This is a genomic window from Streptomyces sp. NPDC093094, assembly GCF_044754345.1.
Lineage (GTDB): Bacteria > Actinomycetota > Actinomycetes > Streptomycetales > Streptomycetaceae > Streptomyces.
Genome location: NZ_JBIVOX010000028.1, coordinates 1 through 23,224, shown reverse-complemented (window position 1 = coordinate 23,224; position 23,224 = coordinate 1). Strand labels below are relative to the sequence as shown.

The 23,224-nt window shown below is 73.4% G+C and carries 24 protein-coding genes and 1 pseudogene; 14 read left to right on the top strand and 11 right to left on the bottom strand.

Annotation, left to right across the window (positions count from 1 at the left end):
- The first annotated feature begins 8 nt into the window (after positions 1-8).
- The 3 genes from ACIQGV_RS36460 to ACIQGV_RS36450 all read left to right on the top strand — a co-directional run bounded on the left by ACIQGV_RS36460 (position 9) and on the right by ACIQGV_RS36450 (position 3,408).
- Positions 9-1,088, top strand: a complete 1,080-nt coding sequence (locus tag ACIQGV_RS36460) for a PP2C family protein-serine/threonine phosphatase (protein ID WP_402502966.1) — start codon at positions 9-11, stop codon at positions 1,086-1,088.
- Positions 1,089-1,378: 290 nt separating this feature from the next.
- Positions 1,379-2,719, top strand: coding sequence for a transcriptional regulator (locus ACIQGV_RS36455; RefSeq protein ID WP_402502963.1), 1,341 nt, complete (start codon positions 1,379-1,381; stop codon positions 2,717-2,719).
- Positions 2,720-2,847: 128 nt separating this feature from the next.
- Entirely contained in the window at positions 2,848-3,408 is a 561-nt protein-coding gene (locus ACIQGV_RS36450; RefSeq protein WP_402502961.1) for an NUDIX hydrolase, read from the top strand.
- Here ACIQGV_RS36450 and ACIQGV_RS36445 read toward each other — a convergent pair.
- Both ACIQGV_RS36445 and ACIQGV_RS36440 read right to left on the bottom strand, forming a co-directional pair.
- Positions 3,405-3,662 (bottom strand): hypothetical protein, encoded by a 258-nt coding sequence (locus ACIQGV_RS36445; protein ID WP_402502958.1) that lies wholly within the window; start codon positions 3,660-3,662, stop codon positions 3,405-3,407. The genes ACIQGV_RS36450 and ACIQGV_RS36445 overlap by 4 nt on opposite strands.
- A gap of 182 nt (positions 3,663-3,844) precedes the next feature.
- Entirely contained in the window at positions 3,845-4,705 is an 861-nt protein-coding gene (locus tag ACIQGV_RS36440) for a 3-hydroxybutyryl-CoA dehydrogenase (protein WP_402502955.1), read from the bottom strand.
- Positions 4,706-4,882: 177 nt separating this feature from the next.
- On the opposite strand from ACIQGV_RS36440, the gene ACIQGV_RS36435 reads away from it, so the two are divergent.
- Complete coding sequence (locus ACIQGV_RS36435) at positions 4,883-6,184, top strand: glycoside hydrolase family 10 protein (RefSeq protein ID WP_402502953.1); 1,302 nt, start codon at positions 4,883-4,885, stop codon at positions 6,182-6,184.
- 25 nt (positions 6,185-6,209) lie between these two features.
- Here ACIQGV_RS36435 and ACIQGV_RS36430 read toward each other — a convergent pair whose 3' ends face one another.
- Positions 6,210-6,410: a DUF1918 domain-containing protein gene (locus tag ACIQGV_RS36430; RefSeq protein ID WP_402502951.1), complete on the bottom strand. Its 201-nt coding sequence runs from the start codon at positions 6,408-6,410 to the stop codon at positions 6,210-6,212.
- 95 nt (positions 6,411-6,505) lie between these two features.
- Complete coding sequence (locus ACIQGV_RS36425; protein ID WP_402502949.1) at positions 6,506-7,423, bottom strand: DMT family transporter; 918 nt, start codon at positions 7,421-7,423, stop codon at positions 6,506-6,508.
- On the opposite strand from ACIQGV_RS36425, the gene ACIQGV_RS36420 reads away from it, so the two are divergent.
- The 3 genes from ACIQGV_RS36420 (at position 7,422) to ACIQGV_RS36410 (ending at position 10,240) form a co-directional block, all read left to right on the top strand.
- Positions 7,422-8,861: a PLP-dependent aminotransferase family protein gene (locus tag ACIQGV_RS36420; RefSeq protein ID WP_402502948.1), complete on the top strand. Its 1,440-nt coding sequence runs from the start codon at positions 7,422-7,424 to the stop codon at positions 8,859-8,861. The two genes, ACIQGV_RS36425 and ACIQGV_RS36420, sit on opposite strands and share 2 nt — an antisense overlap.
- A gap of 277 nt (positions 8,862-9,138) precedes the next feature.
- Positions 9,139-9,579: a GNAT family N-acetyltransferase gene (locus tag ACIQGV_RS36415; RefSeq protein WP_402502946.1), complete on the top strand. Its 441-nt coding sequence runs from the start codon at positions 9,139-9,141 to the stop codon at positions 9,577-9,579.
- Positions 9,580-9,652: 73 nt separating this feature from the next.
- Positions 9,653-10,240 (top strand): histidine phosphatase family protein, encoded by a 588-nt coding sequence (locus ACIQGV_RS36410; protein ID WP_402502943.1) that lies wholly within the window; start codon positions 9,653-9,655, stop codon positions 10,238-10,240.
- A gap of 241 nt (positions 10,241-10,481) precedes the next feature.
- On the opposite strand, the gene ACIQGV_RS36405 is transcribed toward ACIQGV_RS36410, so the two are convergent.
- Positions 10,482-10,955 carry a DUF6314 family protein gene (locus tag ACIQGV_RS36405; RefSeq protein WP_402502941.1) on the bottom strand — a complete coding sequence of 158 codons (474 nt, stop codon included), beginning with the start codon at positions 10,953-10,955 and terminating at the stop codon, positions 10,482-10,484.
- Positions 10,956-11,067: 112 nt separating this feature from the next.
- Here ACIQGV_RS36405 and ACIQGV_RS36400 point away from each other — a divergent pair.
- A pseudogene (locus ACIQGV_RS36400) lies at positions 11,068-11,482 on the top strand (alpha-N-arabinofuranosidase); the annotation flags it as partial.
- Positions 11,483-11,537: 55 nt separating this feature from the next.
- Here the strand turns inward: ACIQGV_RS36400 and ACIQGV_RS36395 are convergent.
- Complete coding sequence (locus ACIQGV_RS36395; protein WP_402502938.1) at positions 11,538-12,134, bottom strand: hypothetical protein; 597 nt, start codon at positions 12,132-12,134, stop codon at positions 11,538-11,540.
- A 69-nt stretch (positions 12,135-12,203) separates the two neighbouring features.
- Here ACIQGV_RS36395 and ACIQGV_RS36390 point away from each other — a divergent pair, with 69 nt between their 5' ends.
- Complete coding sequence (locus ACIQGV_RS36390) at positions 12,204-13,493, top strand: wax ester/triacylglycerol synthase domain-containing protein (protein ID WP_402502937.1); 1,290 nt, start codon at positions 12,204-12,206, stop codon at positions 13,491-13,493.
- 90 nt (positions 13,494-13,583) lie between these two features.
- On the opposite strand, the gene ACIQGV_RS36385 is transcribed toward ACIQGV_RS36390, so the two are convergent.
- On the bottom strand, positions 13,584-14,324 hold the full coding sequence (locus tag ACIQGV_RS36385) for a VOC family protein (RefSeq protein ID WP_402502935.1): 741 nt from the start codon (positions 14,322-14,324) through the stop codon (positions 13,584-13,586).
- 101 nt (positions 14,325-14,425) lie between these two features.
- Between ACIQGV_RS36385 and argC the strand changes: the two genes are divergently transcribed.
- From argC to ACIQGV_RS36360, 5 genes are read left to right on the top strand one after another with little or no spacing between them, the layout of a single operon-like run.
- A complete protein-coding gene (argC, locus tag ACIQGV_RS36380) occupies positions 14,426-15,454 on the top strand; it encodes an N-acetyl-gamma-glutamyl-phosphate reductase (protein ID WP_402502933.1) in 1,029 nt (342 codons plus the stop codon).
- Complete coding sequence (gene argJ, locus ACIQGV_RS36375; RefSeq protein WP_402502931.1) at positions 15,451-16,602, top strand: bifunctional glutamate N-acetyltransferase/amino-acid acetyltransferase ArgJ; 1,152 nt, start codon at positions 15,451-15,453, stop codon at positions 16,600-16,602. The genes argC and argJ overlap by 4 nt, the downstream gene beginning before the upstream one ends.
- Positions 16,599-17,504, top strand: coding sequence for an acetylglutamate kinase (gene argB, locus ACIQGV_RS36370; protein WP_402502928.1), 906 nt, complete (start codon positions 16,599-16,601; stop codon positions 17,502-17,504). The genes argJ and argB overlap by 4 nt, the downstream gene beginning before the upstream one ends.
- Positions 17,501-18,697 (top strand): acetylornithine transaminase, encoded by a 1,197-nt coding sequence (locus tag ACIQGV_RS36365; protein ID WP_402502927.1) that lies wholly within the window; start codon positions 17,501-17,503, stop codon positions 18,695-18,697. Before argB ends, ACIQGV_RS36365 begins: the two co-directional genes overlap by 4 nt.
- Positions 18,698-18,704: 7 nt before the next feature.
- Positions 18,705-19,244, top strand: coding sequence for an arginine repressor (locus tag ACIQGV_RS36360; RefSeq protein WP_402502925.1), 540 nt, complete (start codon positions 18,705-18,707; stop codon positions 19,242-19,244).
- Between the two features lie 72 nt (positions 19,245-19,316).
- Here the strand turns inward: ACIQGV_RS36360 and ACIQGV_RS36355 are convergent, their stop codons facing one another.
- The 4 genes from ACIQGV_RS36355 to ACIQGV_RS36340 all read right to left on the bottom strand — a co-directional run bounded on the left by ACIQGV_RS36355 (position 19,317) and on the right by ACIQGV_RS36340 (position 23,017).
- Positions 19,317-20,054 (bottom strand): FAD:protein FMN transferase, encoded by a 738-nt coding sequence (locus ACIQGV_RS36355; protein ID WP_402502923.1) that lies wholly within the window; start codon positions 20,052-20,054, stop codon positions 19,317-19,319.
- Positions 20,055-20,100: 46 nt separating this feature from the next.
- A complete protein-coding gene (locus tag ACIQGV_RS36350; RefSeq protein ID WP_402502920.1) occupies positions 20,101-20,919 on the bottom strand; it encodes an FMN-binding protein in 819 nt (272 codons plus the stop codon).
- A gap of 34 nt (positions 20,920-20,953) precedes the next feature.
- Positions 20,954-22,336, bottom strand: coding sequence for a ferric reductase-like transmembrane domain-containing protein (locus ACIQGV_RS36345; protein WP_402502918.1), 1,383 nt, complete (start codon positions 22,334-22,336; stop codon positions 20,954-20,956).
- A 75-nt stretch (positions 22,337-22,411) separates the two neighbouring features.
- Entirely contained in the window at positions 22,412-23,017 is a 606-nt protein-coding gene (locus ACIQGV_RS36340) for a pyridoxamine 5'-phosphate oxidase family protein (RefSeq protein WP_402502915.1), read from the bottom strand.
- Positions 23,018-23,224 lie beyond the last annotated feature (207 nt).

The following is a 23,224-nucleotide window of genomic DNA, read 5'->3' as shown; positions in this document are numbered from 1 at the left end:
CCAACGACATGATCCGCATCAGGCGGACCTCGCGCAGGGCCCTCGTGCTGGGGCCGTCCACGGCGTGGGGCGCCATGGCCGTCACGTACAAGCTGGCCTGGCCGACGGAGCAGCAGGCCGGGCTCGGTGTGCGGATCGGCACCAGCGCCCTGTTCTTCGCCGTCGGCACCGGGCTGATACTGCATGTGCGGTGGGTCCTGCTGCGGGAGCTGCGGCAGGCACGCCGGGTCGCCCGCGCCGCGCAGAGCGTGCTGCTGCGGCCACCGCCCCCGCGTGTCGACGGACTGAGCACCGCCGCCGTCCAGCTCTCCGCCGACCGCGGTGCGTGCGTCGGGGGAGACCTGTACGACGTCGTCGCCACCGAGCACGGCGTACGAGCCGTCATGGGCGACGTACGCGGACACGGTCTCGGCGCGCTGGGGGCGGTCGCCGCGCTCCTCGGCAGTTTCCGCGAGGCCGTCCACGACGAGCCCGACCTCGGCCGTGTGCTGCGCCGCATGGACCGTGCGTTCGCCCGCCATCTGCGTGAGCGGGCCGACGGGGAGCATCCCTGCGGCGCGGCGCCCTCCGACCCGGTGACCGAGGAGTTCGTCACCGTCCTGCTGCTGGAGATCCGCCCCGACGGCGGGATTTTCGCCCTCAACTGCGGCCACCCCTGGCCGTACCGGACGGCTGCCACGGTGGAGTCCCTGACCAGGGCCGACCCGCTGCCTCCGCTGGGCCCGTTCCCCCTGCCGGCCGACCTCCCCGCCCTGTCCTGCGGCCCCCTCCTGCCGGGCCAGTCCCTGGTCCTCTACACGGACGGGGCGGAGGACGCCCGTGACGGCCGGGGCCGCTTCTTCGACCTGCGCCAGGCACTGGGCCGGACGGCCGGGGACCGCCCGCGGGTGATGCTGCACACGGTCCTGAAGGCCCTGAAGAGGCACACGGGCGGCCGTCCGACGGACGACGTCGCTCTGCTGATCCTGCAGAACGACCGACCGGAGCCCCCGTGCACCCCCTCGGGGGCGCGGGACGCCGACGTCGGGGACTCCGCAGCGCGGGCGCGAGAAGCGGCCACGCACCCGCAGCCGACGCCTCACACCTAGCCGGCCCGGGCGGTGCCGCTCCGCAGGGGCCGGCAGGCCGTCCGCCCCGCCACGGAGTGTCGGGCAGGCAGCTGGGCGGACGGCGGGAAGCGGGCCGCCGATCTGTACGAGGGGGAGCCGACGGCCCGGCCGGCCTCTTGCGAGGCACCCAAGTCAACCGGCCGGAAACTCTCCGCAACAGCGCGCACACAGCGCGGATTCGCGCACTCCGTTCACACCCCGTGTGAAGACGGGCACACAGAGGAATCCCACCCACTACGCTGTCGGCACCGAGCCTTCGGGGGGCACCCATGCAGCCCAACACACTGCTCGACGCGATCCTGGACGAAGCCGGGATCTCGCACGCCGGGCTGGCCGCACACGTCAACCAGACCGGGCGGGGCCGCGGTCTGGCGCTGCGGTACGAACACACGGCCGTGGCCCGCTGGCTGAAGGGCCAGCGGCCGCGCGGACAGGTGCCGGACCTGATCTGCGAGGTGCTCGCGGCCCGGCTGCACCGGCCCGTCACCCTCGACGACATCGGCCTGGGCGTCCCCGGCGAACCCGCGGTCACGCACTCCGGCTCGCTGTCCGGGTTCGTGGAGCGGGCCACCGCCCTGTGGCGTTCCGACGAGCAGCAGCGCCCGCACATCCTCGGCGCCCCCGCGGTCACCGGCACACCGGCCGTGATGCCGGTGTGGGAGTGGGAGAACCCGCCCGAGGACGTGGACGTCTCGCGCGGCGGCCGGCACCGCGTCACCCCGGCCGACCTGGAGATGCTGCGGGCCGCCCGGACGCACTACGAGCAGATGTACCGCAAGGCCGGCGGAGTGGCCACCCGCAGCCGGATCGTCGGCTTCCTCAACGCCGAGGCCGCTCCGCTGCTGCGCGGCGGCTACACCGACGCGACGGGCCGTCAGCTGCACCGGGCCACCGGGGGACTGGTGGCCGTCGCGGGCATCTGCGCGTACGACTCCGACGCGCACGGCCTCGCCCAGCGCTACTTCCACCAGGCACTGCGGCTCGCGAAGGCCAGCGGGGACCGGGGTCTGGGCGCCTATGTGATCGCGCTGCTGGTCAACCAGTCGCTGTTCATGTGCGAGCACCGGCAGGCCGTCGCCTTCGCCGAGGCCGCGCTGCGCACCGCCGGCCGGCACATCACCCCCGCCCTCGCCTCCGACCTCTATGCGATGCAGGCGAAGGCGTACGCGCACCTCGGTGACGGCACGAGCGCGCTGTCCTGCATACGGCGTGCCGAGACGGCCGCCGGACGCATCCGGCGCGGTCACGAGCCCGACGAGACCGGCTATGTCCAGCCGGGCCTGGTCAACGTCCAGGTGGCGGAGGCGCTGCTCAGCCTCGGCGAGCTCCGGGCGGCCGCCGAGCACGCCGCCGCCGCGGTGGACACCCCCGCGCACGACCGCGGCCGGGTGCACCGGCTGGCCATGCTCAGCACGATCGAGCTGCGTCAGGGCAACGCCGACAAGGCGGTGGCCACCGCGGTGCAGATGGCGGAGCAGGCCAGGGGAATGGAGTCCCAGCGCCTGCGCGACAGACTCCGGGCGGTGCGCGAGCACCTGGTGAACAGCGGGTGTTCGGGCACCGCCGAGGCCGCCGAACTCATCGACGGGGCGCTGCGCGTACCGCTGTGACCCCCTGAGGCTCTCTGCTCCACCGCGACCCGGTGCGCCCGTCGCGCTGCGAACGGCTGTCCCTGTCCCTGCTGTCGGGCCGTTCCTGCTGCGATATTGCCACTTACTCGGCGGAAGGTGGCAGAACCATGCAGTGGACGAAACAGAACGAACAAACTGTGTACTCAAACCGCTGGTTCAGCGTCAATCTGGCAGATGTGGAACTGCCGGACGGACGGCATCTCGACCATTTCCTGATCCGGCTGCGGCCCGTCGCCGTGGCCACGGTGGTGAACGAGGCCAATGAGGTCCTCCTTCTGTGGCGCCACCGTTTCATCACCGACAGCTGGGGGTGGGAGCTCGCGGCGGGCGTCGTCGAGGACGGCGAGGACATAGCCCGGGCGGCCGCCCGGGAGATGGAGGAGGAGACCGGCTGGCGGCCGGGACCTCTGCGCCACCTGATGAGCGTGGAGCCGTCCAACGGGCTCACCGACGCCCGGCACCACATCTACTGGTCCGACGAGGGCGAGTACGTCGGTCACCCCGTGGACGACTTCGAGTCGGACCGCAGGGAATGGGTCCCCCTCAAGCTCGTCCCCGACATGGTCGCCCGCGGCGAGGTCCCGGCCGCCAACATGGCGGCCGCACTGCTGTTACTGCATCACCTCAGGCTCGGCCAGGACGCCGGTCCCCGAGGTGTGACGGACTAACGTCCGAGCGCCTGCCAGATCGTCACGACGAGCGCGCCCACGGCCGTGGCGGCCGCGATCGAGGGCAGCGGCCAGCGGGCGTGCTCCAGTGCGGCGAGCCGCGTGTGCAGCTCGTCGACCTCCTTGGCGGTCTCCTCGGTGCGATGGGTGAGCAGTGTCAGCCCGCCCTCCACCCGGGCGTAGGCCACATCCAGTCGGCGTCGTAACTCTGCGAGTTCTCCATGGACCACGGGATGCTCGGGATCGGCGGTCACGTGTCCGCTCCTTTCCGTAGTCGATTCACATCCCTTGCATGCGCATAAGAGTCAACTCGCCTGGTGGGCGCGTGGGGAGAGTGTGCGAAGGGCATATGCGTGCCCGCCGCGCACACGGTGTGCGAATGCCGCGGGCCCGGCGCTCCGAAGAGTGCCGGGCCCGTTCCCGTGACGGTGCGTGCTCAGGGGTACGTGTAGAAGCCCGAGCCGCTCTTGCGGCCCAGCCGGCCCGCGTCCACCATGCGCTGGAGCAGCGGGGGAGCGGCGTACAGCGGCTCCTTGTACTCGGCGTACATCGAGTCCGCGATCGAGGCGATCGTGTCCAGGCCGATGAGGTCGGAGAGCTTCAGCGGGCCCATCGGGTGGGCGCAGCCGAACTCCATGCCGTTGTCGATGTCCTCACGGCTGGCGATGCCCGACTCGAACATCCGGATCGCCGACAGCAGATAGGGCACCAGCAGCGCGTTGACCACGAAGCCGGAGCGGTCCTGCGCGCGGATCGCGTGCTTGCCGAGGGCCTTCTCGGCGAAGACCTGGGCGCGGCTGATGGTGCCCTCGGAGGTGGTGAGCGCCGGGATCAGCTCGACCAGCTTCTGCACCGGGGCCGGGTTGAAGAAGTGGATGCCGATCACATGGTCGGGGCGGGAGGTCGCCACGGCCAGCTTCACCAGCGGGATGGAGGAGGTGTTGGAGGCCAGGATCGCGTCCGGGCGGGTCATGACCTGGTCGAGGACCTGGAAGATCTCGGTCTTGACCTGCTCGTTCTCCACGACGGCCTCGATCACCAGATCGCGGTCGGCGAACTCGCCCAGGTCGGTGGTGAAGCTCAGGCGCGCCAGGGTCGCGTCCCGCTCCTCCTCGCTGATCTTGCCCCGCTCGGCCGCCTTCGCCAGGGAGTTGAACAGCCGGGTACGGCCGATCTCCAGGGCCTCGCCGGTGGTCTCGGCGACCTTGACGTCCAGTCCGGAACGGGCGCACACCTCGGCGATGCCCGCGCCCATCTGACCGCAGCCCACCACTCCGACGCGCTCGATGTCTGTCACATCGTCCCTTTCGCTGCTTGTGGCTGTGGCAGGCCGACGGTGTTCCGTCCCTGCTCCGTTCGTGGCACGTTACCCCGAAGTATCGATGATCGATCGGCGGGGTCGGGCATCCTGGCCGCGGAGACGGTCCGTGACCGTGCGGATCCGTGGCGTATGTGGGGTGTGTGCGTGGGACGGATGTCACGGCGTGCGTTCGCCGGAGCCGCGCTGGCGGGTCTGCTGGGTCCGGGCGAGGCCGAGGCGGCGGTGTGGACCGGGGCGGCCGGGGCCGCAGGGACGACGGGCTTCGCCGAGGCGGGCGGGGTGCCCGCGCCGCCGGGCGCCGGGCCGGGCGGGGCGCGGCGGCCCCGGGCGGCCGTGGAGATGCGCGGCATGTGGCTGGCGACCATCCAGAACCGGGACTGGCCCTCGCGCAGCGGTCTGTCCGCGGCCCGTCAGCGCGCCGAACTGATCGCCCACCTCGACCGGGCGGTGGAGCGGCGGCTGAACACGGTGGTCCTCCAGGTACGGCCCTCGGCCGACGCGCTGTGGCCCTCGGCGTACGAGCCCTGGGCGGAGTGCCTGACCGGGGTGCAGGGCCGCGACCCCGGCTGGGACCCGCTGGGCACGGCCGTGGAGGAGGCGCATGCGCGCGGCCTCCAGCTGCACGCCTGGTTCAACCCGCTGCGGATCGCGAACCACGGCGACGTCACGAGGCTCGCAGCGAACCATCCGGCCCGCCGCAATCCCGGCTGGGTGGTGCCCTACGGTGGCAGGCTCTACTACGACCCGGGCCTGCCCGAGGTCCGGGCCTTCGTGCAGGACGCGATGCTCGACGCGGTCCGCCGGTACCCGGTCGACGCGGTCCATTTCGACGACTACTTCTACCCCTATCCCGTCCCGGGCCAGATCTTCGACGACGACCGCGCCTACGACGCCCACGGCGGCGCCTTCGCCCACCGCGCGGACTGGCGGCGCGACAACATCGACCGCCTGGTGCGCGACACCGCGGCACGGATCGGGCAGGTCCGGCCCGGCACCCGCTTCGGCATCAGCCCGTTCGGGGTGTGGCGCAACGCGGGCACCGACGCGCGCGGCTCGGACACCCGCGCACTCCAGGCGTACGACGACCTGTACGCGGACACGCGCACATGGGTGCGCAACAACTGGATCGACTACGTCGTCCCGCAGCTGTACTGGCACATCGGGCACGCCTCCGCCGACTACGCCGAGCTCGTCTCCTGGTGGGCCTCGGTGGCGCGGGGCACCAAAACCCTCCTCTACGTGGGCGAGGCGCTGTACAAGGCGGGCGACCCGGCGCAGCCCGCGGCCTGGCGCGACCCGGCCGAGCTGTCCCGGCACCTCACCCTGGCCAAGAGCCACGCCGAGGTGCGCGGGCACGTCTTCTTCTCGGCGACGGAGGCGGGCACGGACCCCGCCGGGGCGCTGGCCCGCGTCGTGGCCGACCACTACACCGGCCCGGCGGTGGCCCCACGCTGAACCGCGCTCCGGCGCCGGGAGCGGCTCACTGCCCGGTCATCGGGCTCCTGTGGCGGATCTCGGTGTCCGGGCCCGGGGAGCAGATGCCCTCGTGCCCGTCCGCGAAGCGGACGCGGTACGGCGGGTTGCCCTGCCTGCCCATGACCTCGACGATCTCGCCGACCTTGTCGTGCTGTCCGACCACCCTGCCGTGCTGGACAAGCTGGTCGCCCTCGGTTGCACGCATCTGGGCCTCCTCACGGTCTGCGGGAGCAGCGGTCCGTGGCCTGGAGCCCACGGCGCCCGCCCGGAGCGCGGGGAAAGGCGGTCTGTGAGGCCCGCTCAGCCGCGCGCTCGTTGGGTGACGGCGATGCACACCAGCACCGCCGCGGCCGTCAGCGGGGCGGCCACTGTCAGGTGCTCGCCCAGCAGCAGCACCGACCACACCAGTGTGAGCAGCGGCTGGGCCAACTGCAACTGGCTGGCCTTGGGAATCCCGATGACCGCCATGCCGCGGTACCAGACGACCAGACCGAGGAACTGCGAGCCCGCCGCCACCCACAGCAGCCCGCCGACACTGTGCGCGGTGAGCTCGACCGGCTCGTACGACAGCGCCACCGCCGCCCCGGCCGCGCCGAGCGGCAGGCACAGCACCAGCGCCCAGCCGATGACCTGCCAGCCGGGCATCACCCGGGCCAGCCGGCCGCCCTCGGTGTACCCGGCCGCGCACACCAGCAGCGCGGCGAAGAGACAGAGGTCGGCACCGCCGAGGGCACCACCGCTCTGCTGCACGGTGAACGCCGCGACCACGGCCGCGCCGGCCAGGGCCGCCGTCCAGAAGGTGCGCGAGGGGCGGCTGCCCGTGCGCAGCGCGGAGAAGAGGGCGGTCGTCAGCGGCAGCAGTCCGACCACGACGGCCGCGTGCGCGGTGGTGGAGGTCCGGAGCGCGAGCGTGGTCAGCATCGGGAAGCCGACGACGACCCCGGCGCCGACGACGGCGAGCCCCGGCCAGTGCGCCCGCGCGGGCAGCGGCACCCTCAGGGCGAGCAGACAGCCGCCGGCGATCAGCGCGGCCAGCACGCTGCGCACCGCCACCAGCGACCAGGGACCGAACCCCTCCAGGCCCCACGCGGTCGCGGGGAAGGTCAGCGAGAAGGCGGTGACACCGAGGGCGGCCTGGACGACGCCGAAGGAGGCCGGCCGCTCCGGGGCGTCGACTGCTATCCGGCTCGGAGCGATAGCGCTACTCTGTACTCTCATGCATGAGCGTAGCAGTGTCGGTGAACTGGCGAACCTCCTGAGGAGCGAGCTCAACCGCTACTCTCCAGGTGAGAAGCTGCCGTCGAGCCGTGCCCTGGTCGAGCGGTTCCGGGTCAGCCCGGTGACCGTGTCGCGGGCGATCGCCCAGCTCGCCGCCGAAGGGCTCGTGACGACCCGGCCGGGCGCCGGGGCCTTCCGGGCACGGCCGCGGGAGACGCCCGCCGCGGCCGGTGACACCTCCTGGCAGGAGATCGCCCTCAGCGCCGACGGCGCCGCCGACCTCGTGCCGCGCACGGTCGACGCCTCCGGGGTGACCGTCTCGCTGGCCGCGCCGCCGCCCGGTGTGATCGAGTTCAACGGCGGCTATCTGCACCCCTCCCTCCAGCCGGAGAAGGCCATGGCCGCGGCGCTGTCCCGGGCCGGCCGCCGCCCGGGCGCGTGGGGGCGCCCGCCGCTGGAGGGGCTGCCGGAACTGCGCGAGTGGTTCGCCCGAGGCATCGGCGACACCGTCGGCCCCGCCGAGGTCCTCGTCACCGCGGGCGGCCAGTCGGCGCTCACCACCGCCCTGCGGGCGCTGGCCCCGCCCGGCGCCCCCGTCCTCGTCGAGTCGCCCACCTATCCGGGGATGCTGGCCATCGCGCGCGCAGCCGGGCTGCGTCCGGTGCCGGTCCCGGTGGACGCCGACGGGGTCCGCCCGGACCTGCTGGCCGACGCCTTCAGGGCGACCGGCGCCCGGGTGTTCGTCTGCCAGCCGCTGTTCCAGAACCCGACCGGCGCGGTGCTCGCCCCCGGGCGGCGGGGCGAGGTGCTGCGCATCGCGCGCGCCGCCGGGGCGTTCGTCGTCGAGGACGACTTCGTACGGCGCCTCGCGCACGAGGACGCCGGTGAGCTGCCGCGCCCGCTGGTCGCCGACGATCCCGACGGCGTGGTCGTCCACGTCGGTTCGCTGACCAAGGCGACCTCGCCGAGCTTCCGGGTCGGCGCGCTCGTCGCCCGCGGGCCTGTGCTGGAGCGGCTGCGGGCGATCCAGGTGGTGGACACCTTCTTCGTGTCCCGGCCGCTCCAGGAAGCGGCCCTGGAACTGGTCGGCTCCCCGGCCTGGCAGCGTCATCTGCGGGCGCTCGGCGGACAGCTGCGCGCCCGCCGCGAGGCGATGGCCGCCGCCGTGCGGCTGCACCTTCCCGAGCTGGACCTCCCGCACGTCCCGTCCGGCGGCTACCAGCTCTGGGTCCGGCTTCCCGACGGCCTCGACGAGGCCGCCCTCCCGGCGGCCGGTGCCCGCGCCGGCGTCGCCCTCACCCCCGGCCGCCCCTACTTCTGCGCCGAACCCCCGGCCGGCCATCTCCGCCTCAGCTTCGCCGCGGTCGCCGGCACCGGTGAGATCGCGGAGGGCGTACGCCGTCTGCGCACGGCCTGCGACGAACTGCTCGGCCCCTGACCGCACGCGCCGGCCCGCACGCGCCGGCCCGCACGCGCCGGCCCGCACGCGCCGGCCCGGGCGCGGCTGTCCGGGCCACGGCTGTCCGGGCCACGGCTGTCCGGGCCACGGCTGTCCGGGCTGCGACCGCCCGGGCTGCGACCGCCCGGGCTGCGACCGCCCGGGCTGCGACCGCCCGGGCTGCGACCGCCCGGGCTGCGACCGCCCGGGCCGTGGCTGCCTCGGCCGCGCGGAAAACCTTTCGACCGCACCCCGGTCTGCCTGGAACTCTCCCCCCATGACAGACATCACCGGCCTTCCCGACGGCTACGAGATCTCCACCGACCCCGGCCGCGTCGACGCCGAGCGGGTCCACCGCTGGCTGTCCACGGACGCCTACTGGGCCATCGGGCGGCCGCGCGAGAAGCAGGACCGGGCGATCGCGGCGTCGCTCAACTTCGGTGTGTACGACACGGCGTCGGGGGAGCAGACGGCGTACGCGCGGGTGGTGACCGACGGCGTCACCTTCGCCTGGCTCTGCGATGTGTACGTGGACCCCTCGGCGCGGGGCAAGGGCCTCGGGACCGCGCTGGCGACCGCGGTGCGCGAGCACCTGAGGCCCCTCGGTCTGCGGCGGATCCTGCTGGCCACGCACGACGCGCACGGGGTGTACGCGAAGGCCGGGTTCACAGGACTGGAACGGCCGGACCGGTGGATGGCGCACGTTTTCGGCCAGTGAGCTGGGGTGCACGCTGGGTGACCTCGCGGTAACACCTCTTGACCTGCGCACTCCTCGGGCTCACCATCCCCGCATGGTGTTTAGGGTCACGTTCGTCGCGGCCGCGCGCAGCTCCCCGCTGCTCGCGGAGCGCTTCCAGGACGACCGGCCGCTGGACCAGGCGGGCTGGGACGAGGTCCAGTACATGGCCGGCGGTCTGCTGCCGCTCGCGGCCGCCGACCTGCGCTACTGCTCGCCCACCCAGCGCAGCCGTGCGACCGGCGACGCCCTCGGTTACGCGCCCCTGGTCCAGCTCGCCCTGCGCGACTGCGACATGGGCCGCTGGCGGGGGCTGACCCTGGGCGAGGCGATGGCGCGCGAGCCGGGCGCGGTGGACGCCTGGCTCGGCGACGCGCGCTGCACACCGCACGGCGGGGAGTCGCTGCTGGCGTTCATCTCCCGGGTCGGCGGCTGGCTGGACACCCGGCCGGTCGACGACGGCTGCCGGGTCGTCGCGGTGGCCGAGCCGTCGGTGATCCGGGCCGCGCTGGTGTACGCCCTGAAGGCGCCGCCCGCGACCTACTGGAACCTCGACGTCCGTCCGCTGTCCACGACCACGCTCGCCGGGCACCAGGGCCGCTGGAACCTCCGCTTCGACGGGGGCGCGGCCCACGCGGCGTAGCGGGCCGCCAAGGGCCGCCGTCCGGATCGGGCCGGCCGTGAAGGGACGGTCCCCTGAGGGCCCGCGCGGTCCGAACGGCAGCCCCCAGGGCCCTTCTGGCGGATCTCCGCGGCGTCGCGGCGCCCGGCACGCATTCCCCACTGCCTCAAGGGCGTGGGAGGTACCCCCGGCCGCACGGCGCGAAGGGCCGGGTGACCCCGCCGCACGACCCGCCGTGCCGCAGGCCGATCGCACGCCGCTCCTACTCCCGCGGAGATCCATCAGCAGGGCCCCGGCTCTCGCGGGTGTACTCCGTGACCAGCAGCAGGTCCTTGGCCGGGCCGCCCACCCGCCACACCGTCCGCCAGCGGCCGGCGCCGCCGACGGTGAACTCCCCGCGGTAGAGGTCCGCCACGCAGGGATGGTCGGCCACGTGCCGTCCGCTCGTCAGGTCGAGGCCGTGGAAGGGCCGTCCGTCGGCGAACCGCACGTCCGCCGTCCCGGGCTCCGGTCCCGGCAGGAAGCGCAGGGTCCGCTCGGCGGGCCGTGCGACGCCGTGCCAGGTGAACACACCCGTCTCCCGGTGCAGCAGCCCGCCTTCCGGAAGCGGCGAGAAAAGGGTGCCGCCGCTGAAGGTGCCCGTCGCGCCGTCACCGAGGTCGCGCACCGACCGCTCCACCCGCCAGTTCCCCGCCAGATAGGCGAGCACATCGCGCACCGGCCAGAACTCGCCCATGCCGTACCGCTCCCGTCCCGTCGGCCGCCGCGCGACCCGTTGACGCCTCGACGCCCCCTCCCTATCTTGCCGTTCGAAGTGCTGATCATTGTCCGATATTCCGCACAGTCCGGTCACCGCCAGGGACCCCGCCTGGCGGGACCGCGACCTGAAGGTGCGGGCCACCAAGAGGTCCGGCAAGGAGGGCTTCCTGGTCGCCTTCGGCGTCAAGGACACCGGCACCTGCCACTGATGGAACCTCGGCGGCTGGAACGAGACCCGGTCCGCCGCCGAACAGGCCGTGGACGGCGGCAAGTCCACGCTGCCCTCCGAGACCGGGTCGATCGAGACCGGCCGCGCCCACGGCATCGAGGCCGAGGTGCGCGGACGTCTCACCGCGGGCCAGGGTGACCACGCCGACCGCCGCGCCCGACGACGTCACCACCGAGTAGGACACCCCCGTCACCCCGGCGACCTCCACCTTCACGGGCGTGGCCGACACGTTCACCTGCACCTTCCCGGCCGGCTCCGTGACGTTCCCGCGGATCGGGCGGCATCGGCACCCTCCGTCCGCGCGGCCCCGTGGAGACCGGGGCCGCGCGGTCACGCCGGACCGGCGAACGCCGGCAGCGCCCTGAACCGCTCGTCGAGCGCGACCGTCGGCGTGATCCGGTCCAGCGCCGCGCGCACCCGGGTGAGCGGATGGTCCGGGAACTGTGCGTCCCACTCCTCGTGGTCCGCGACGTGGTACGGCAGCCCGCCCTCCAGGCCGGGGGCGTACGGGTGCGGCCGGAAGTAGTCGGCCGGACCCACCCGGGCCATCACCGTCGCCTCGCGCATCCCGGTCGTGGCCCCCTCGGCGGCCTGCACCTTCACCACGGTGCTGCACCCCGCCCGCGGAACCGTCCAGGAGCCGAGGAACGCCTGGCCGCGCCTGCCCGGCAGCGGCACCTTCACCAGCTGCCGCAGCGCCGGGACCCCGTCCACCTCGCCCGTCACGGTCTCGATCAGCCCGCCGCCCGCTCCGGCCACCGAGTGCGCGAGAGCGGACCGCAGCCGCTCGCCCTCCTCGAGCCGCGCGGGCAGATCCGGGACGAGCGGGAAGAAGTGGACCGACAGCACCAGGTTCCGTGCGTCGCTCCACACCCCCGGCTCGCGTTCGGTGAAGCCGGTCAGGTCCAGGGAGGTGATCGGAGTCATGGCGGTCATCATGACCGCCGGGCGACGCCACGAATAGCCCGGGCACCGCCCCGGGCATACGGTCGGTGTGTGGAGGCATCGCACCCTCTCGACGCCGACGACGCCCGGATCCTGAAGCTGGAGTCCGCCGCGGTCGCCGGTCACACGCTGAAGATGGTCGTGCTCGGGCCCGGCGGGGCCCCGCTCGACATCGACCGGCTGCGGGAGAGCGTCGACGCCCGGCTCGGCACCGGGTCTCCCGGCCGCGCCCGTCTGGCGCTGCCCGACCCCCGCTGGGTGCCCGACGACGGCTTCGACGTCGGCGCGCACGTCCGCCGCCGCGAGGGCACCGCCGGGATCGGCGAGCGGGGCGTCTGGACGGTGGCGGGCGAGCTGATGTCGGAGCGTCTCGACCACGGCCGCCCGCTGTGGGCGTTCGACCTCGTGGGCCCGCTGTCCGACGGCCGTGAGGCGATCGTCGCCCGTGTCCACCACGCCATGGCCGACGGGATCAGCTGTCTGCGCTTCCTCGACGAGGTCCTGTGGGACCCGGCGGACCCGGTGCCCGCCCCGCCGCGCCGCACCACGGCGCCCCCGGCGGCGGGCGGACCGGCGCACGAACTGCGCCGGCTCCCGGCGGCGCTCCTGCGCGAGCTGGGGCACCGCGCCCGGGGCTCCCCGCTCGACCGCAGGATCGGGGCCGGGCGCGAACTCGCCTTCGTCACCGCCCCGCTCGACGAGCTGAAGGCGATCGGTGCCGCACGGCCCCGCCGGGCGACGGTCAACGACGTGCTGCTCGCCGCCGTGTGCGGGGCCCTGCGCGTCTGGCCGGGCGGCAGCGGCGGGCCCGCCGGGAGGCTGCGGGCGCAGGTGCCGGTCAGCCTCCACCACCGCGACCAGGACGCCGCCGGGTCCGCCAACCGTGACTCGTTCCTCAACGTCGACCTGCCGCTCGCCGAACCCGACCCGCTGGCCCGGCTCGACCTCATCAGCCGCGAGACCTCCGCCCGCAAGGCCGCGGGCGACGCCGAGGAGCTCTACGACCTCTTCCACGCGCTCGCCTGCTGCCCGCCGCTCGGACGGGCCGTCGAGCACCTCGTCGCCGGCCCGCACCGGTTCAGCCTCGCGATCTCCGACGTGCCCGGCCCGCGCGCCGCGCTCACGGTCACCGGCCGTCCGGTCCAGGGGTTGTACTCGGCCGCCGAACCGGCGCAGCACCATGCTCTGAGGGTCTCGGCGATCTCCTACGCGGGCACGGTCGGCGTCGGCGTCTGCACCGATCCCGAGGCGCTGCCGGGAACGGGCCGGTTCGCCGACGCGATCGGCGCCTCGATCGCCGAACTGCACGGTGCGGCACTCGGCCGGTCCCCGCGCCCATGACGCGGGCTCCCGCCGCCCGGACCGGCCGGGCTCCGTGCACCTGCCGGGCTCCGTGTCGGGCCGGGCTCCGTGCCAGGCCGGGGCTCCGTGTCAGGCCGGGGCGAGGACGCGGAACTCGTGTCCCTCCGGGTCGGTCATGCAGGTCCAGGGGGCGTCGCCCCGGCCGATGCCGAGGACGCCGGCGCCGAGGTCCCGCAGCCGGGCCACCTCCGCCTCCCTGTCGTCGCCGGGGTACGGCAGCAGATCGAGACGGACGCGGTCCGGCGCGGTCTTCGCCCCGGGCGTGCGGAGGAACTCCAGATACGGGCCGGTGCCCCCGGCGGAGCGCAGCACCGCGTGATCGTCGGTCACCTCGTGCAGGGTCCAGTCCAGTGCCTCGTCCCAGAACCGGGCCATGGCCCGCGGATCCGCGCAGTCGACCAGCACCACGGCGACCGGCCCGGTGTCCCGGTGGATCTCCCGGGGCTCCAGCACACAGAACTCGTTGCCCTCCGGGTCGGCGAGGACCGTCCACGGCACCTCTCCCTGGCCCACCTGGACACGCTTCGCGCCGAGGGCCTCCAGACGCGCGACCAGCTCCGCCTGATGAGCCGCGGAGGCGGTCGCGAGATCGAGGTGCACACGGTTCTTCGCCGCCGTCCTCGGCTCCGGGACGGGGACGACGTCGAGGCCGAGGAAGACCGGGTCCGGCCGGACCGGCCCGCCGGCGGGCCCCACGTAGGTGGTCGGGCCGGCACTGTAGGCACTCCAGCCGAGCGCCTCCGCCCAGAACCGACCGACCGCCGAGTGGTCACGGGCTTTGATGTTCACATGAACGGGTCGCAGTGCCATGCCGGTGATCCTATGCACCTGTTCCGGAGGGACATCCGCAAGACCTTGATTGCATAAACGTGCAGCGAAACGTATAGTCATGCCATCCAGGAGGAGGATCCATGACGGTACGAGCGGCAGTGGCCGGAGCGAGCGGGTACGCGGGCGGCGAGGTGCTGCGCCTGCTTCTGGGACACCCCGAGGTGGAGATCGGCGCGCTGACCGCGGGCTCCAACGCGGGCCAGCGCCTCGGAGCGCTCCAGCCGCACCTGCTGCCGCTGGCCGGCCGGGTGCTGGAGGAGACCACCCCCGAGGTGCTCGCCGGACACGACATCGTCTTCCTGGCCCTGCCGCACGGACAGTCCGCCGCCGTCGCCGAGCAGCTCGGCCCCGACGTGCTCGTCGTCGACATGGGCGCCGACTTCCGGCTGCGCGACGCCGCCGACTGGGAGACGTTCTACGGCTCCCCGCACGCCGGCACCTGGCCCTACGGCCTTCCCGAACTGCCGGGCGCCCGCGCCGCGCTGGAGGGGTCCAAGCGCATCGCGGTGCCCGGCTGCTACCCCACCGCGGTCTCGCTCGCCCTGTTCCCGGCCTACGCCGCCGGCCTCGCCGAGAACGAGGCCGTGGTCGTCGCCGCGTCCGGCACCTCCGGCGCGGGCAAGGCCCCCAAGCCGCACCTCCTGGGCAGCGAGGTCATGGGCTCCATGACCCCGTACGGCGTCGGCGGCGGCCACCGCCACACCCCCGAGATGATCCAGAACCTCAGCGGGGCGGCCGGCGAGCGGATCTCCGTCTCCTTCACGCCCACCCTCGCGCCGATGCCCCGCGGCATCCTCGCCACGTGCAGCGTGAAGGCGAAGCCCGGCGTGGGGCCGGACGCCGTCCGCGCCGCCTACGACAAGGCCCTCGCCGACGAGCCCTTCGTCCATCTGCTCCCCGAGGGCCAGTGGCCGGCCACCGCGTCCGTCCAGGGTTCCAACGCCGTTCAGATCCAGGTCGCGTACGACGCCGCCGTGCACCGCATCATCGCGATCAGCGCCATCGACAACCTGACGAAGGGCACCGCCGGCGGTGCCGTCCAGAGCATGAACATCGCCCTCGGGCTTCCCGAGGAGCTCGGTCTTTCCACGATCGGAGTCGCACCGTGAGCGTCACGGCAGCCAAGGGATTCACAGCGGCGGGCATCGCCGCCGGGATCAAGGAGAACGGCAACCCGGACCTGGCCCTCGTGGTCAACACCGGTCCGCGCCGCGCCGCCGCGGGCGTCTTCACCTCCAACCGCGTCAAGGCCGCTCCCGTCCTGTGGTCCGAGCAGGTCCTCAAGGGCGGCGAGCTGGCCGCGGTCGTCCTCAACTCCGGCGGCGCCAACGCCTGCACCGGTCCCAAGGGCTTCCAGGACACCCACGCCACCGCCGAGAAGGTGGCCGACGTCCTCGGTGTCGGCGCCGGCGAGGTCGCCGTCTGCTCGACCGGCCTGATCGGTGTGCTGCTCCCGATGGACAAGCTGCTGCCCGGCATCGGGACCGCCGCCGCCCAGCTCTCCGAGCACGGCGGCGAGAAGGCCGCCATCGCCATCAAGACCACCGACACCGTCCACAAGACGTCCGTCGTCACCAAGGACGGCTGGACCGTGGGCGGCATGGCCAAGGGCGCCGGCATGCTCGCCCCCGGCCTCGCCACCATGCTGGTCGTCCTCACCACCGACGCCGACCTCGACAGCGCGGTCCTGGACCGGGTCCTGCGCGGCGCCACCAAGGTCACCTTCGACCGCGTCGACTCCGACGGCTGCATGTCCACCAACGACACCGTGCTGCTGCTCGCCTCCGGCGCCGCGGGCGTCACCCCGGCCGAGGACGAGTTCGCCGCGGCCGTCCGCCAGGTCTGCGACGACCTGGGCCGGCAGCTGATCCGGGACGCCGAGGGCGCCGGCAAGGACATCAAGGTCGAGGTGATCAACGCCGCGACCGAGGACGACGCCGTGGAGGTGGGCCGCTCCATCGCCCGCAACAACCTCCTCAAGTGCGCCGTCCACGGCGAGGACCCCAACTGGGGCCGGGTGCTCTCCGCGATCGGCACCACGGGAGCCGCCTTCGAACCGGATCAGCTCAACGTCGCCATCAACGGCGTCTGGGTCTGCAAGAACGGCGGCGTCGGCGAGGACCGCGACAAGGTCGACATGCGCTACCGCGAGGTGCACATCGTCGCCGACCTCGCCGCGGGCTCCGAGACCGCCACGATCTGGACCAACGACCTGACCGCCGAGTACGTCCACGAGAACAGCGCCTACTCGTCATGAGCACCCGTAAGCACACCGCACTGCCGAAGGCGCAGATCCTCATCGAGGCGCTGCCCTGGCTGACCCGTCACCACGGCCGGACCGTCGTCATCAAGTTCGGCGGCAACGCCATGGTGAACGAGGAGCTCAAGGCCGCCTTCGCCCAGGACGTCGTCTTCCTGCGGCACGCCGGCCTCAAGCCGGTCGTCGTGCACGGCGGCGGCCCCCAGATCAGTGCCGCCCTCGACCGGCACGGCATCGTCAGCGAGTTCAAGGCCGGCCTGCGCGTCACCACCGAGGACGCCATGGACGTCGTTCGCATGGTGCTCGCCGGACAGGTCCAGCGCGAACTGGTCGGGCTGCTCAACCAGCACGGCCCGCTGGCCGTCGGCCTGACCGGCGAGGACGCGCACACCATCACCGCGGTCAAGCACCAGCCCGAGATCGACGGCGAGCCCGTCGACATCGGCCGGGTCGGCGAGATCACCGCCATCGACACCGGAGCCATCCAGGCGCTGCTGGCGGACGGCCGGATCCCGGTCGTCTCGTCGATCGCGCGGAGCGAGGACGACGGACACGTCTACAACGTCAACGCCGACACCGCGGCCGCGGCCCTCGCCGCGGCGCTGGGCGCCGAGACCCTCATGGTCCTCACCGACGTCGAGGGCCTCTACGAGGACTGGCCGAACAGCGACGAGGTGATCAGCCGGCTGACCGCCTCCCAGCTGGAGAAGCTGCTGCCGGAGCTGTCCTCCGGCATGGTCCCGAAGATGGAGGGCTGCCTGCACGCCGTCCGCAACGGCGTCACCACCGCCCGCGTCATCGACGGCCGGGTCCAGCACTCGATCCTGCTGGAGATCTTCACCGACGAGGGCATCGGCACGATGGTCGTGCCCGACCAGGACACCGAGGGGGAGTCATGAGCAACCAGGAGATGACCGCGCGGTGGCAGAGCGCGCTCATGGACAACTACGGCACCCCGCGGCTGCCCCTGGTCCGCGGCGAGGGCACCCGGCTGTGGGACGCCGACGGCCGGGAGTACCTCGACTACGTCGGCGGCATCGCCACCAACGCGCTCGGCCACGCCCACCCGGCGGTCGTGGAGGCCGTGAGCCGGCAGATCGCCTCCCTCGGCCACATCTCCAACTTCTTCATGGCCGAGCCGACCGTCGCCCTCGCCGAGCGGCTCCTGACCCACTTCGGCCGGGACGGCAAGGTCTTCTTCTGCAACTCCGGCGCCGAGGCCAACGAGGCCGCCTTCAAGATCGGCCGGCTCACCGGGCGCACCCACGTGGTCGCCGCCCAGGGCGGCTTCCACGGCCGCACCATGGGAGCCCTCGCGCTCACCGGCCAGCCCGCGAAGCGGGACCCGTTCCTGCCGCTGCCCGGCGACGTGACCCATGTCCCCTACGGCGACGCGCAGGCCCTGGCCGCCTCGGTCACCGAGGACACCGCCATGGTGATCATCGAGCCGGTCCAGGGCGAGAACGGCGTCGTCGTGCCGCCGCCCGGCTACCTCAAGGCCGCCCGCGCCATCACCGCCGCCACCGGCGCGCTCCTCGTCCTCGACGAGGTGCAGACCGGCATCGGCCGCACCGGCCACTGGTTCGAGTACCAGGCCCACGAGGGCGTCCTGCCCGACGTCGTCACCCTCGCCAAGCAGCTCGGCGGCGGACTGCCGCTCGGCGCGACCGTCGCCTTCGGGCGGGCCGCCGAGCTGCTCCGGCCCGGCCACCACGGCACGACCTTCGGCGGTAACCCGGTCGCCTGCGCCGCCGGTCTCGCCGTGCTGGACACCATCGCGCACGAGGGACTGCTGGAGAACGTCAAGCGGCAGAGCGAGGCCCTGCGCGAGGGAATCGAGTCGCTGGGCCACCCGCTGGTGTCCCACGTCCGGGGCGCCGGCCTGCTGCTGGGTATCGTGCTCACCGAGCCGCTGTCGCCGAAGGTGCAGCAGGCGGCTCAGGACGCCGGTTTCCTGGTGAACGCGCCCGCCCCCGATGTCGTACGGCTCATGCCGCCGCTCAACATCGCCGACGGCGAAGTGGAAGCGCTTCTTCGGGCTCTGCCCGGCATCCTTGACGCAGCCCACGGGGACGCACGAGCCGGAGAATGAGACGACGATGAGCCAGGCGCAGGACCACGAGCAGACCTCCGGGCCGGCCGTGCCGCAGACCCGCACCGCACGCCACCGCCGGATCGTGGACATCCTCAACCGGCAGCCGGTGCGCTCGCAGAGCCAGCTGGCGAAGCTGCTGGCCGACGACGGGCTGACCGTCACGCAGGCGACTCTGTCCCGGGATCTCGACGAGCTGAACGCGGTGAAGATCCGCAACACCGACGGCGAGCTGATCTACGCCGTGCCCAGCGAGGGCGGTTTCCGAACGCCGCGCGCTCCGCTGGGAGGGTCGGCGAAGGAGGAGCGGATGCGGCGGCTCTCGCAGGAGCTGCTGATCTCCGCGGAGGCGTCCGCGAACCTCGTGGTCCTGCGCACGCCTCCCGGCGCCGCGCAGTTCCTCGCCTCGGCCATCGACCAGGCCGAACTGCACGACATCCTCGGGACGATCGCGGGCGACGACACGCTGCTGCTGATCAGCCGGGAGCCGAGCGGGGGACAGGCGCTGGCCGACCACCTGCTGCGGCTGGCCCAGAACGGGCACTGAGTCCGGCTCCCGCGCCCGTCCACCGGGCGCGGGAGCCGGCTGTGGTCCTCCCGTGCGGCCGGGGGCGTGCTCTCAGCCCAGCCAGGAGGCGAGGCCCTCCGTGCACCTGACCTCGTCGCCCGCCGTGATCAGCAGGGCCTCCACCTCCGGCAGGGACTCCAGCCAGGCGAGGGCCTGCCGGGAGCCCATGGCGAAGGCCGCCGTGGCCCAGCAGTCGGCCCAGGTCAGGGACGGGGCCACGACCGTGACCGCGACCAGGTCCGTGACGGCCGGCCTGCCGGTGCGCGGGTCGGTGATGTGCGCACCGCGTTCGGCGGTGCCGGAGGTGGCGACGGCCAGTTCGGCGGCCCCCGTGGACGAGACGACCGCCGCCAGACCGCCCGGGCGCAGCGGGTCCGCGACGCCCACGCGCCACGACCGGTGAAGCTCCGGGACCCCCAGCAGCTGCACGTCCCCGCCGCCGTTGAGGCTGACGCCGGTCGCACCGGCCTTCCTGAGGCGGCGAGCCGCGCGTTCGGTGGCCCAGCCCTTGACGATGCCGGTCGGGTCCGGCCGCCCGGCGTACGACGTGCTGAACCAGCCGTCGCTGAGCCGCTCCGCCTCCGTGCCGAGGGCGAGCACCTCCGCGACCTCGGGGGCGCAGTCGGCGAGGGCCAGTTCACCGCGCGCGAGGCGGGAGATCTGGCTGTCCTCGCGGTAGGTGCTGAACACCTCGTCGGCCCGGTGCAGCGAGGCCACCGCGTCGGCGAGCGCCGACCGGACCGCTTCGGGTTCCCCGCCGCGGACGTCGAAGGAGAAGACAGTCCCCATGACTTCCTCCGTCCGACGCACCGCGGCGGGAGTCTGTGCCGGCCGGTCAGACACCGGCCTGGTCCAGGGCCGACTGGAGCGACTTGCGGTAGCCCTCGCTGGTGTAGGTCGCGCCGGAGACGGTGTCGATCTGGGCGCTCTGTGCGGTGACGGCGGCCTGGTTGAGGCGGGGTACGGCGTTGTCGCTGATCTGGGTGGAGCGGCCGCCGCTGGGTGCCTGGACGGCCTCGGCCTGGGTGATCTTCCCGCCGGCGACGGTGAGGCGGACCTGGACGGGCCCGTACTCGGTCTTCACGACCGAGCCGGTGACCGTGGTGGCGGCCGGAGCCTGCGCACCGCCCCCGGCCCCGGCCCCGGTCCCGCCTCCGCCCTGGTCCGCGGCCTCGCCTCCGCCCTGGTTCGCGCCTCCGCCCTGGTTCGCGGCCCCGGCCTGGTCCAGGGCCGACTGGAGCGACTTGCGGTAGCCCTCGCTGGTGTAGGTCGCGCCGGAGACGGTGTCGATCCGGGCGCTCTGTGCGGTGACGGCGGCCTGGTTGAGGCGGGGTACGGCGTTGTCGCTGATCTGGGTGGAGCGGCCGCCGCTGGGTGCCTGGACGGCCTCGGCCTGGGTGATCTTCCCGCCGGCGACGGTGAGGCGGACCTGGACGGGCCCGTACTCGGTCTTCACGACCGAGCCCGTGAGCGTGGCGGCGCCGGCGGCCTGCGCCCCGCCCTGGGCCGAGGCGGCCGGGGGCGCGGCCGGGGCGGCGCCCGCCGCGGCACTGGCCGGGTCCGCACCCGGCTTCAGCGACAGCAGCAGCACGATGCCGGACACGGTGGCGGCGGTGGCGAGCACGGCACGCCGCAGGGGATGACTCTTCTTCATCGGTTCCGCAACTCCTGGGTCGCCCTGGGCGGGCTCACATCTCGAAGGACTCGTGGTGGATGCGGCGGGCCGGGACACCCGCGCCGCGCAGCGCCTCGTACACCGACTGCGCGAAACCGGGCGGGCCGCACAGGAACACGTCGTGGCGTTCGATCTCCGGGATCTTGCGCTGCAACGACTCCGCGGAGATGTCCGGCCGTTCGCCGCCGGGGCTGTTGACCGCGTACATCAGGCGGGCGCCCCGCTCGTCGGCGATGGAGGACAACTCGTCCCACAGGGCCAGGTCCTGGGTGCTGTTGGCGCGGTAGAGCAGGGTGATGTCACCGGCCGCCCCCGGCAGCGTCTCGAACAGCGCCCGCATCGGCGTGATCCCCACACCGCCCGCGACCAGCAGCACCTTGCCGCGGCTGCGCCGTTGCGCGGTCAGCGCCCCGTACGGGCCCTCGGCCCACACCCGGGTGCCGGGCTCCAGGTCGCGCAGCCGGGAGCTGTGGTCGCCGATCGCCTTGACGGTGATGCGCAGCATGCCGGGCCGGGGCGCCGCCGACAGCGAGTAGGGATGCGAGCTGAACCGCATGCCCGGGGCGAGGAACCGCCAGCGGAAGAACTGCCCGGCCTCCGCGCCCATCCGGTGCAGCTTGCGCCCGCTGATCAGCACCGACACGATGCCCGGCGTCTCCTCGATCACCGCCTCGACGCGCATGCGGTGCTTCAGGTTGAGCCGGAGGGGGGTCAGCACCCGGTACCAGAGCATCAGCGCGGTGACGCCGGCGTACAGCCCGATCCAGGCGGTCTTCGCGACGGGCTGCACGGCGAAGTCGTTGCCGGTGGTGATCTGGTGCCAGAACGTCAGGAACACCGCCGCGTAGGTCAGCAGATGCACGTGGTACCAGAGGTCGTACGGCAGCCTGCGCCGCACCCCGCCGACGGAGATCAGCCCGATGAGCACCAGCAGGCCGGTGCCGATCGCGGCCTTGCCCATGTCCGGCAGGCCGGTGACCGAGTCGACCGTCGTCTGCACGATGTCGCCGAGCCCCTGCCCGGCCTGGAGGGCGTACCCCCACATCGTCAGGAAGACATGGGCCAGCACCAGGGAGAGGGTGTAGCGCCCGCTCATCGCGTGCCAGCGGGCGGTCCGGTCCGAGCCCACCCGTCGCTCCAGCGCGGGCACCCGGGCCATCTGGAGCACCACCAGCGGCATCAGATAGCCGGCCAGCAGCCCTGTGATCCGCCCGGCGTTCAGGATCTGGGCGGCCCGGTCGCCGACGGCGGGTGTGTTGTCCCACCACAGCCACAGCACTCCTGCCGCTCCCGCCCACAGGGCGACTAGCAACGGCACGGCGGGCGAGCGGCGGGGCCGGATCCGGCGCATGGTCTGCCGCCGGGCGGCCCGGCCGCCTGCGAGCGTGGTGGTCACGATTCCTCCGGGGGACGGGGGAGGTGGTGTCTGTCCTTGGCCCAGAGGTACGTGCGGCGGCGGCCGAGCGTTCAGCTACCGGGGCGCGGGAGGCTCCTGGGCGAGAGGCGGCAGCGGGAGCGGCAGTCCCGCCAGCCCGTCGAGGCTCGTCGCGATGTGGTCCTTCTTCTCGAAGTAGGCGCTGAGCGAGGCGTCGTCCTCGCGTGCGAACCGCTTGCCGTGCAGATCGCGGTCCTCGTCGTACGTCATGAAGGGCACGGCGTATCCGCAGCTGTCGCGGACGAGTTCGGCGGAGACGACGACGATCGCGCGCAGGCCGTGCAGGGACGGGTCGATGTCCGGGAAACGGGCGAGCAGGTCCAAGAAGCGCGGGTCGTCACGGAACACCGGCTCCCCGCGGCCGTGGACACGCACGATGTTCGGCGGTCCCTGGAAAGCGCACCACATCAGCGTGATCCTGCCGTTCTCCCGCAGATGCGCGACGGTCTCCGCGGTGGACCCCGCGAAGTCCAGGTAGGCCACGGTGAGTTCGTCGAGCACCACGAAGGAGCCCCTGAGGCCCTTGGGGGACAGGTTGATCGTGCCGTCGCCGGCGAGCGGCGCGGTCGCGGTGAAGAAGAGCGGCTGCGCCTCGATGAAGGCACGGAGCCGTCCGTCTATGCGTTCGTAAGTTTTTCCCATGTCCAGGGATTCTCGTCGATCACCGTCCACCGGTCCGACGAACATGCGCATCCGGCCGTCCGCGCGCGGACACGGCGGCGGGCGCCCCCCCCGGGGGGGGGGGCGCCCCCCCCGCGCGTAACCACACGTCACGGGCCGGCCTCCCCCCCGTGCCGCCAGTCCCGGGGGGCGGGCGGGGGTGGGGGCGCTGGTGTTGGCGATGCGGGC